The 9,232-nt window shown below is 54.8% G+C and carries 8 protein-coding genes; all 8 read left to right on the top strand.

All coding sequences use genetic code 11. The features are described 5' to 3' along the window. Window positions 1-50: 50 nt before the first annotated feature. The 8 genes from P40081_RS18920 to P40081_RS18885 are packed head-to-tail and all read left to right on the top strand — an operon-like array spanning window position 51 to window position 9,203. The gene (locus P40081_RS18920; RefSeq protein WP_039291928.1) at window positions 51-728 is read left to right on the top strand and encodes an MBL fold metallo-hydrolase; all 678 of its coding nucleotides are present in this window, start codon (window positions 51-53) and stop codon (window positions 726-728) included. A 26-nt stretch (window positions 729-754) separates the two neighbouring features. Then, window positions 755-4,318, top strand: coding sequence for an ACP S-malonyltransferase (gene fabD / locus P40081_RS18915; RefSeq protein WP_042137630.1), 3,564 nt, complete (start codon window positions 755-757; stop codon window positions 4,316-4,318). Beyond that, window positions 4,315-4,554: an acyl carrier protein gene (locus tag P40081_RS18910; protein ID WP_039291935.1), complete on the top strand. Its 240-nt coding sequence runs from the start codon at window positions 4,315-4,317 to the stop codon at window positions 4,552-4,554. The genes fabD and P40081_RS18910 overlap by 4 nt, the downstream gene beginning before the upstream one ends. Then, the gene (locus P40081_RS18905) at window positions 4,541-5,845 is read left to right on the top strand and encodes a beta-ketoacyl synthase N-terminal-like domain-containing protein (RefSeq protein ID WP_042137628.1); all 1,305 of its coding nucleotides are present in this window, start codon (window positions 4,541-4,543) and stop codon (window positions 5,843-5,845) included. Before P40081_RS18910 ends, P40081_RS18905 begins: the two co-directional genes overlap by 14 nt. Beyond that, a complete protein-coding gene (locus P40081_RS18900; RefSeq protein WP_042137626.1) occupies window positions 5,846-7,078 on the top strand; it encodes a hydroxymethylglutaryl-CoA synthase family protein in 1,233 nt (410 codons plus the stop codon). A 12-nt stretch (window positions 7,079-7,090) separates the two neighbouring features. After that, window positions 7,091-7,873: an enoyl-CoA hydratase-related protein gene (locus P40081_RS18895; RefSeq protein ID WP_042141224.1), complete on the top strand. Its 783-nt coding sequence runs from the start codon at window positions 7,091-7,093 to the stop codon at window positions 7,871-7,873. A 10-nt stretch (window positions 7,874-7,883) separates the two neighbouring features. Then, window positions 7,884-8,657, top strand: coding sequence for a 4'-phosphopantetheinyl transferase family protein (locus P40081_RS18890; protein WP_042137624.1), 774 nt, complete (start codon window positions 7,884-7,886; stop codon window positions 8,655-8,657). Window positions 8,658-8,690: 33 nt separating this feature from the next. Continuing rightward, window positions 8,691-9,203 (top strand): flavodoxin domain-containing protein, encoded by a 513-nt coding sequence (locus tag P40081_RS18885; RefSeq protein WP_042137623.1) that lies wholly within the window; start codon window positions 8,691-8,693, stop codon window positions 9,201-9,203. Window positions 9,204-9,232: the final 29 nt, after the last annotated feature.

The following is a 9,232-nucleotide window of genomic DNA, read 5'->3' as shown; positions in this document are numbered from 1 at the left end:
ATAAAGAAAATTGTGGAAATATGACAAACCAGATTTTCGAGGAGGCGGACATGGAAGCAACGTATGATCTGTTTACCATCAAAACGCAGTGTATGACTTTTTCTAACTACGCTTATCTCGGAATTGACAAGACCTCCCGTAAAGCTTTTGTTGTTGATCCATCCTGGGATGTATCGCAAATGATCCAGATTTTGGAGAAGCAGGGCGCATCCCTGGAGGCTGTACTGCTGACGCATTCTCATTTCGATCACACCAATATGGTCAAAAAACTGGAAATGCTCTATCATCCGTCGGTCTATATTTCCAGAACAGAGGCGGACTACTACAGATACCGCTGCACCCGGCTCAGAACCGTTGAAGACATGGACCGGATACGTATCGGGGACACCCAAATTACTTGTCTGGTGACTCCAGGGCATACGCAGGGAAGTGTCTGCTACTGGGGCGAAGACAACCTTTTCTCCGGGGATACGGTATTTATCGAAGGCTGCGGCTTATGCGACAGCGAGGGGGGCTCGGCAGAGGATATGTATTACAGCATCCACCGGCTGATCCGGCTGATTCCGGCACATGTGCGGGTTTTCCCGGGCCATTCCTTCGGCGATCCGCCGGGCAAAGAGATGAGCTATCTCTATAAAAGAAATCTGTATTTCCAAATCGATGACATCAATCATTTTGTGAAATACAGGAACAGAAAGAACAATGCCAGAGTTTTTGATTTCAAATAAGCTGCTCAAATTCAGGAGGTACCGTAATGCACAGCGAAATGGTGTTTATGTTCTCCGGGCAAGGCTCGCAATACAACAAAATGGGTCTTGAATTGTACGAGAATCAGCCTGTGTTTCGACAATCCATGGAACAGCTGGACCGTATTTTTCATGATCTGACCGGCAAAAGCGTAATAGAAGAGCTATATCTCAACACCAAGCGCAAGGGTTCCAGATTCGAGGATATCCTGTATACCCATCCCGCGATCTTCATGGTTCAATATGCGCTGGCGGAGACTTTGAAGGCTGAGGGAATGACTCCCCGCTATACGCTGGGGGTAAGCCTGGGGGAATATGTGGCGCTGGCGGTGGCTGGGGTGCTGACGGCTGAACAGGCGCTGGAGCTTATCGTGAAGCAAGTCGAGCTGCTCAAAAAGACCTGCAAAACCGGTGCGATGATTGCCATTCTGGACAATGAACAGCTGTATCACGGGAATGCGGAGCTGAATACCCGCTCGGAGCTGATTGCCGTGAACTTTGAGAAGCATTTTACAATCGCCTGCAAACGCGAGCATGTCAAAGAAATTCAGCAGTTTATCAAAGAACGTAACATCGCCAGTCTGAAGCTGCCTGTGAACTATGCCTTTCATTCCGCATCCATCGATGAACTGGAGGAGCCTTACCGTACATATTTGCAGAAGATTGACTACAAGACTCCAGCCCGGGGAATCAGTCTGGTATCGGCTATGGCCGGGGGAAGCGTGCAGGCTGTGGGAGAGTCCTTTTTGTGGGATGTGCTAAGGAAGCCGATGAATTTCCGCGGTGCACTGGAGAGTCTGTCCTCCGGCGGGGAGCGGCTGTTTCTCGACCTGGGTCCGTCAGGTACACTGGAGAATTTCAGCAAATACATTCTGGAGCAGCCTCAGGTCCGGCAGGTACGGTCTGTGATTACGCCAATGGGCAGCGAGCTGAAGAAGCTGAATGAGATCGTGGCCGAGTATGGGCAAATGAACCTTAAGAAGGAGGCGTGGGAGCCGAAGATGAAGATGAAGTCATATTTATTCCCGGGGCAAGGCGCGCAGTTCATGGGTATGGGAGGCACGCTGTTCAAGGAGTTCCCCGAATATACCGCGATTGCCGACCGGGTGTTGGGCTACTCCATTGAAGAGCTGTGTCTGAAGAACAGCAGCAGGCTGCTGGATACTACCGCTTATACACAGCCCGCGCTCTATGTCGTTAATGTCCTGTCCTATCTTAAGGAGCTGCGGGATTCCGGGGAGGCCCCCGATTTCGTAGCCGGACACAGCTTAGGCGAGTACAGTGCGCTGTATGCGGCAGGCGTGTTCGATTTCGAGACCGGTCTTAAGATTGTGCAAAAGAGAGGCGCGCTGATGAACACGGCGACCGGCGGCGGTATGGCCGCCGTCATCGGGCTGACCGAGGAAGCCATTCACCGGATTCTCGCCGACCACCGCCTCGATAAACTGGATGTGGCCAACCTGAATACGCCTACGCAGATTGCCCTTTCGGGGCTGATGGAGGATGTGCAGGCCGCCAAAGAGATTTTTGAACAGAATGGAGCTTCCGCTTATGTCGTGCTGAATGTCAGCGGCGCCTTCCACTCCCGGTATATGCGCAGCTCGGCGCTCCAATTTCAGGAGTTCCTCAGCCAGTTCGAGTTCGCTCCGCCCTCTATTCCGGTTATCGCCAACTTGACGGCGCGGCCTTATTCCGTAGGCGATGCCGTACATTATATGACAGAGCAGATGGTCAGCAGCGTGAAATGGTCCGAATCGGTCCGTTACCTCATGGGCAGGCATCCCGAAATGGAGCTGACCCAGATCGGCCCGGGTCACGTCATCGCAGGCTTGGTCAGCAAAATCAAACGGGAAGCGGAGCCGCTGATCGTGGATGATGCCGCCGAGGCCCGGCTGTTATTTGCCGAATCGGCATCAACTGCCGAAGCCGACACAGCACCGGAAGCGGCTGAGCCTGCTGTAGCATTTGAAGCCCCTGTCACAGCTGAAGCTGTTGCAGCAGTTGAGGTACAGAACACGGCTGAAGCCGCGGAACAGGAGGATGCTTCCGAGAATACTGTAATCGTTCACGCTGCAAATGCCACAAATGAAGTAGATGCGATAAATGCAGTAAATGCGGTTGAGGTCTCTGAGGTCTCTACAGGATTTGAACCGTTCGCAGCTGCGGAAGCTCCGGCCGCAGATTTCACAGTGGAGCCGGAGCCTGTCCAGACGCAGGAAGAGGCGCTGGTACAGACTGCCTTCACCGGAACCCGGCTCGGAAGCGCGGCATTCAAGCAGCGCTACGGACTGGATTATGCGTATTTGCTGGGAGGGATGAATGACGGAATCTCCTCCTCAGAACTGGTTGTACAGGCTGGCAAGACAGGCTGTCTCGCTTTTCTGGGCGCAGGCGGGATGAAGCCGGCAGAGCTTGCAGATGCCATCCGCCATATCCGCCGGGAGCTGGGCAACAGCAAATCTATTGGGGTTGCCGTAACCTATCATCCGATCTATCCGAACCGGGAAGAGGAGTTGATAGAGCTTCTGTTGAGAGAGAAGATTCAATTGGTTGAAGCCTCCTCGTACCTCACCCTGACGCCGGCGCTTGTAAAGTACCGTTTGCTGGGACTTACGAGAGCGGAGGATGGAACTGTGCACCGCGCCAACCGGATCATTGCCAAGGTATCCCGGCCGGATATCGCTACACTGTTCATGCTGCCGGCTCCGGCCCGTATCGTGGACAAGCTGCTGGCCGACCGTCAGATTACGGCAGAGCAGGCAGAGCTGGCCCGGCTTGTTCCGGTGGCGGATGATCTTTGCGCAGCAGGAGATTCGGCAGGTCCGACCGATCAGGCCAACCTTATCAGCCTGTTGCCGACGCTTTTGCGTCTGAAGAAGGAATTGTCCCGTACCTTCGCTCCGGTGCAGGAGATGCACATCGGTGCCGCCGGAGGGATTGGAACCCCGGAAGCTGCAGCTGGTGTATTCCTGATGGGCGCGGACTTTATTTTGACCGGATCGATTAATCAATGCACGGTGGAGAGCGGGGCAAGCCCGGAGGTGAAGGAGCTTCTGGAGCAGGTGAACGTCTACGACATGGCCTATGTTCCTTCCCTGGAGCTGTTCGAGCTGGGCGGCAAGGCCCAGGTCCTCAAGAAGGGGCTGTTCTTCTCGGCAAGAGCCAACAAATTGTATGAGCTGTACCGCAATACCGGCTCCATCGCGCAGCTGGACAGCAAGACGAAGTCTCAACTCGAAGACAAATATTTCGGCCAGCCGATGACGGAAGTTCTGGAGGCATGCAAGCGCGGAATGTCTGCGGAGGAGCGGGCTGCTGTCCAGGGAGATTCGAAGCAGCAGCTTGCGGCTGTCTTCAAATGGTATATCGCCAAAGGCAAGGCCTCCGCCATCGCCGGTGAATCCGGCAATAAGGTCAATTACAGCATTATGTGCGGCCCGGCCATGGGAGCCTTCAACCAGTGGGTGAAGGGTACACCGCTGGAAGCCTGGAGACACCGCCGGGCTGGCGAGATTGCCGTCAAGATGATGAACGGGGCTGCCCAGATCATAAAAGGAGAGGTTCTTGTATGAACAAAGACCAGGTACTGGAGATTATGAAGAGTAAAATGATCGATATCCTGCCGGATTTGACAGCAGAGCAGATTCACAGGGAAGCAAGCATGAAGGACCTCGGCGCGAACTCCATTGACCGCTTTGATATTATTTCCGACACCATGGATGAGCTGAACATTAAAATCCCGCTGCTGCAGTTCGGGAGCCTGAAGAATATCGGGGAGGTCGTAGATTTCCTGCATGAAAATCTATAACGGTGCAACAGGCTGGCGGTTTGAGGATTTCCGCCCGGTGACGGTCACCGGGATGGGGGTCCTCAGCGCGGCGGCAAGCGGTATAGAAGCCTTCGGGCGATCCCTGAAAGAAGGCCGCAGCGGAATTGGCTATCTTCAGGGATTAACCTATCCGGACGGACAGCCGCTGATCGGCGCTGAGCTGCGCGAGGAAGGGCTGCAGGAATCCTTCCGACGCTATGAAGGGGATTTATCGCGGAATGCCGGCCGGTTGTTCAGAATCTCCGGCAAATCGGTTAAGGCCTCCGCACTGGCCGGAGCCGAGGCATGGCAGCAGGCGAAGCTGAATGTAAGCAGGCCGGAGGCAGACCGGATCGGCCTGATCATTGCCGGAAGCAATATTTCTCCGGCGGTCAGCTATGCAGCAATGGTGGAATACGGACATCAGCTGGAGCTGCTGCATCCCAGATATGCGCTGAATTACATGGATACCCATCAGCTTGGGGTACTTAGTGAAATGTTCGGCATTCAGGGAGAGGGAGCGACGGTTGGCGGCGCCTCAGCCAGCGGAAATGCGGCGGTGCTGAGGGCAGCGCAATTAATCCAGCTCGGGATTGTCGATGTCTGTATGGTTATCGGACCTTTGGCCGATCTGTCCCCGCTGGAGCTGCAGGGCTTCCTCAATATTGGGGCGTACGGAGGCCGCAGCTTCCATGATGCACCCGCCTCAGCGTGCCGGCCGTTCGACAGCAGGCATGAAGGCTTCATCTTCGGGCAGGCTTCCGCCTGCCTGATCCTGGAGGGGGCGGACAGTGCCCAAGCCCGGCAAGTGGAGGTACTGGCGACTATAGCCGGCGGGGCGGCTGCTCTGGACGGACACAGCCTGTCTGATCCGAGCGAAGATGGACAGGTGCGGACGATGGAGCAGGCGCTCCGCACTGCCGGAATCGCCCCCTCTGTCATTGATTACATCAATGCGCATGGCACTTCTACACCGCTGGGGGATGTGACGGAGCTGAAATCAATCTCACGGGTGTTTGGCGGCCAGCTAAGTCACATCCGGTTGAATTCGACCAAAGCGCTGACCGGACATTGCCTGTATGCAGCCGGAGTGGTGGAAGCCGTGGCGACGATCCTCCAGCTGCAGGGGGATTTCCTTCACCCGCTGCCCTCTCTGGAGGACCCGATCAGCCGGGAGCACTATTTCGCTTCCAGCCTGGCGGAACCGGCGGGATTTACTTATGGGCTTAGCAATTCCTACGGCTTCGGAGGAATCAATACCAGCATTATCATCAGAAAAGGAGCAAGCTGAATGCGAGTAGGAATTGAGAGTATCAACTTTTACGGGGGACCGGCGGTGATCTCCGCCCGCAGTATCTTTGAAGGCAGAGGCCTTGACCTCAGCCGGTTCGATAATCTGATGATGGACCGGAAATCTGTGGGTGTAGCCTGCGAAGATGCTGTAACAGGCGGAGTCAATGCGGCGAAGCCGATCATTGATGCCTTAAGCGAAGAGGACAAGAACCGGATCGAGCTGGTGATTACTGCCAGCGAGTCCGGTGTGGATTTCGGCAAATCGCTCAGTACCTATATCCATGACTATCTGGGGCTGAGCCGCCATTGCCGGTTGTTCGAGCTGAAGCAGGCCTGTTACGGCGGAACGGCCGGGCTGCACATGGCTGCCTGCTTCATCGCCTCGGGTGCTTCCCCCGGAGCCAAGGCGCTGGTCATCGCCACGGATGTAGCGAGAGCAGCAGCCAAGAGCACCTACGGTGAGCCGACTCAGGCTGTTGGAGCCGTAGCCATGCTTATCAGTGCCAATCCGGAGATTCTGGAGCTGGACTTCGGCGCAACCGGACATTACAGCTATGAGGTGATGGATACCTGCCGGCCGCTGCCGGAGATCGAGACCGGGAACCCGGATTTGTCACTGCTGTCTTATCTGGACTGCCTGGAGAATGCCTATAAGAATTATAAGGAGAAGGTGGACGGTGTCCATTTTCAGGAGACCTTTGATTTCCTGGCCTTCCATACACCCTTCGGCGGCATGGTCAAAGGCGCGCACCGCAAGCTGATCCATGAGGAGCTGAAACTGAGAGGCGCAGTAGTCCAGCAGGACTTTGACAAAAGAGTCGCCCCGTCCCTGACCTACGGCATGCAGGTGGGCAATGTCTATTCCGCAGCTTTATACCTCAGTCTGTGCAGTCTGATTGATCAGGCGGATATCTCGGATTACCACAGGGTCGGATTATTCTCTTACGGCTCAGGCTGCTCTTCCGAATTTTACAGCGGGGTGATTACACCGGAATCCGTAAAGAAGCTAAGAGCGATGAACATTCAGGCGGGCCTGGACAGCCGCTATGAGCTCAGCTTTGAGGAATATGACGACATCCTGGACCAGAACGTGGAGTGGCTGTTCGGAATCCGGGACAAGAAGGTGGATTTCTCCGGATTCAGCCACGTCTATGATCACTTTTTCAAGGGCAAAGGTTATCTGGTTCTGACCGAAGTCGATGACTTTCACCGCAAATATGCGTGGAGCTGACAAGTGACTGCCATGGAGTATCATTCTATTGCCGTAAGTCACCTGGACGAAGGGCTCTACAGCATCCGGCTGAACCGTCCGGAGCACAAGAACAGTATCACTGCCACCCTGGTATCAGAGCTGCAGCATGCCTTAGGGATGCTGGAGGAGCTGAGCGCCTGCCGGGTGATTGTCCTTGAAGGTACGGGCGGGTATTTCTGTACCGGGATGAATTTTCAGGCGTTTACGGACGGGGATGACGACGCACCCGGTGATTCAGCCGCCCCGCCATCCGTAGATTTTTTGCAGACGATGAAAAGGATCGGCGAGCTGTCCAAGATGGTGATCGCCAAGGTAGACGGGCAGGTGCTTGCCGGTGGTGTGGGGCTGATGGCTGCCTGTGATTATGTGGTCGCTTCGCCGCGTTCCACCTTTGCCCTGCCCGAAGCGATCTGGGGCCTCGTGCCCGCTCTCGTCAGTCCTTATCTAATCCGGCGGACCGGCTATTGGCAGGCATACAAGATGACCTTGACCACGCTGCCCTTGTCCTCGGAAGAAGCGCTAGGGTGCAGACTGGCCGATGAAGTGACTGCTGACCCGGATGCCAGCATTCTGCGGCTATACCGGAGAATCAGCCGGATCACGCCGCAGACAGTAAGGGAGATCAAAGGCTATTTCCGGCAAATGTGGATTATCAACGAAACGATGGAACATGCCGCCGTAGCCGAGATTGACAAGCTGACCGCTTCCGCAGAAGTCAGAGAGAACATTCAGAATTATGTGCGTTACAAAAGATTTCCCTGGGAAAAAGAATAGGGGCACAGAGATGCTATATACAACCTTCGCAAGGCAATACGAACAGTTCCTCTCCCAGACGGTAAGAAGGATCAGCTTTGAGCTGGAAGGCCCGGAGGATCGTTATGGGCTGAAGCTGAGTGTGGTCTCCCTGCCGCCGGAGGACGGGCCACTTGATTATCTGAGTGCGGCGGAGAAGGAGCAATACTCCGGGTTCAAATATCCCAGACGCCGCAACAGCTACCTGCTCGGCAAGCTGGCCGCCAAGATGGCTGTGGCCGGGGAGCAGGATGATCTGTCCGAAATTCAGGTTGATCACGGAATTCTGTGCCAGCCGCTGGTAGCCGGAAGCGACCGGAAGATTACGATTACCCATTGCGACACCCTGGGAGCGGCGGTTGATTATGACCCGCGTCTTCTGCTGGGTGTTGACATGGAGCTTGTGGATGAGAAGGCGATGGACGCGTTAAGAAGAATTACCTCCAAGGAGGAAGAGGCGCTGATGAAGGACCTTGGACCTGAGCTTGCGCCGACGCACTTCCTGACCCTGCTCTGGACGGCCAAGGAAGCGATGTCCAAAGTGCTTCAGACCGGCTTCACCGTTCCCACCGACCTGTTCGAAATCAAAGCGTGCACCCGCGGTGAGCAGGGAGTGATTAGCCAGTTCAAGAATTTCCCGCAATTCAAGGCCATATCCGTTCTGCGCCGTGAATATGTTTTTACCATTGTGCTTCCGGCCAAGGCCATGACTGACAGCTCGGAAGACCGGTTATTGCAATGTCTGCAAGAGATGCTGCCATTATAACGTAAGAGTATCAACCATTTCAGGAGGTGCTTTATGAAAAGTCTCGTCCTTTACACAAGCGTCTACGGAAGTACGAAGCAGTATGCGGAATGGATCGCGGAGGAGCTTGGAGCCGATCTCGCGGACATCGACACGTTTGACATTAAGCAGGCAGGCCAATATGACACCGTAATTATAGGTACCTATGTCCGGGTTCAGAAGCTGGTCATCGCCGATTATCTCAAGAAGGTCTGGGACCAGCTGCAGCATAAGAAGGTCATCCTCTTTTCCGTCTCCAAAACGCCTGTGCAAAGCGAAGCCTCCATCAAGAACTACAACAAAAGCATTCCCGAAAAAATCCGTGCCGGACTGAAATATTTCCCGCTGGAAGGCCGGTTTAACTTTGAGCAGCTGGCCGACAAGGATAAAACCATGATGAAGGTCGGACAGAAAATGACCCGGCTGTTCATGGGCAAGGAAATGGCAGAAGAAATGGTCAGAAACTGCGACGATGTGCGCAAAGAAAACATTTCGCCGATTCTTCAGGAACTGCGCCAAACCTCATGAGCAGACCCTTGTGCAGGAAGGAGTGAGCG

It is taken from the genome of Paenibacillus sp. FSL P4-0081, assembly GCF_000758565.1.
In the GTDB taxonomy this organism is placed as follows: Bacteria; Bacillota; Bacilli; order Paenibacillales; family Paenibacillaceae; genus Paenibacillus_AQ; species Paenibacillus_AQ phytohabitans.
This window is presented reverse-complemented; position numbering and strand designations above follow the sequence as displayed.

What these genes read in the sequence shown, in the direction of transcription:
- P40081_RS18920 (WP_039291928.1), top strand. Translation starts at nt 51, where the DNA reads ATGGAAGCAACGTATGATCTGTTTACCATCAAAACGCAGTGTATGACT.
- P40081_RS18910 (WP_039291935.1), top strand. Translation starts at nt 4,315, where the DNA reads ATGAACAAAGACCAGGTACTGGAGATTATGAAGAGTAAAATGATCGAT.
- P40081_RS18900 (WP_042137626.1), top strand. Translation starts at nt 5,846, where the DNA reads ATGCGAGTAGGAATTGAGAGTATCAACTTTTACGGGGGACCGGCGGTG.
- P40081_RS18885 (WP_042137623.1), top strand. Translation starts at nt 8,691, where the DNA reads ATGAAAAGTCTCGTCCTTTACACAAGCGTCTACGGAAGTACGAAGCAG.
- P40081_RS18895 (WP_042141224.1), top strand. Translation starts at nt 7,091, where the DNA reads ATGGAGTATCATTCTATTGCCGTAAGTCACCTGGACGAAGGGCTCTAC.
- P40081_RS18890 (WP_042137624.1), top strand. Translation starts at nt 7,884, where the DNA reads ATGCTATATACAACCTTCGCAAGGCAATACGAACAGTTCCTCTCCCAG.
- fabD (WP_042137630.1), top strand. Translation starts at nt 755, where the DNA reads ATGCACAGCGAAATGGTGTTTATGTTCTCCGGGCAAGGCTCGCAATAC.
- P40081_RS18905 (WP_042137628.1), top strand. Translation starts at nt 4,541, where the DNA reads ATGAAAATCTATAACGGTGCAACAGGCTGGCGGTTTGAGGATTTCCGC.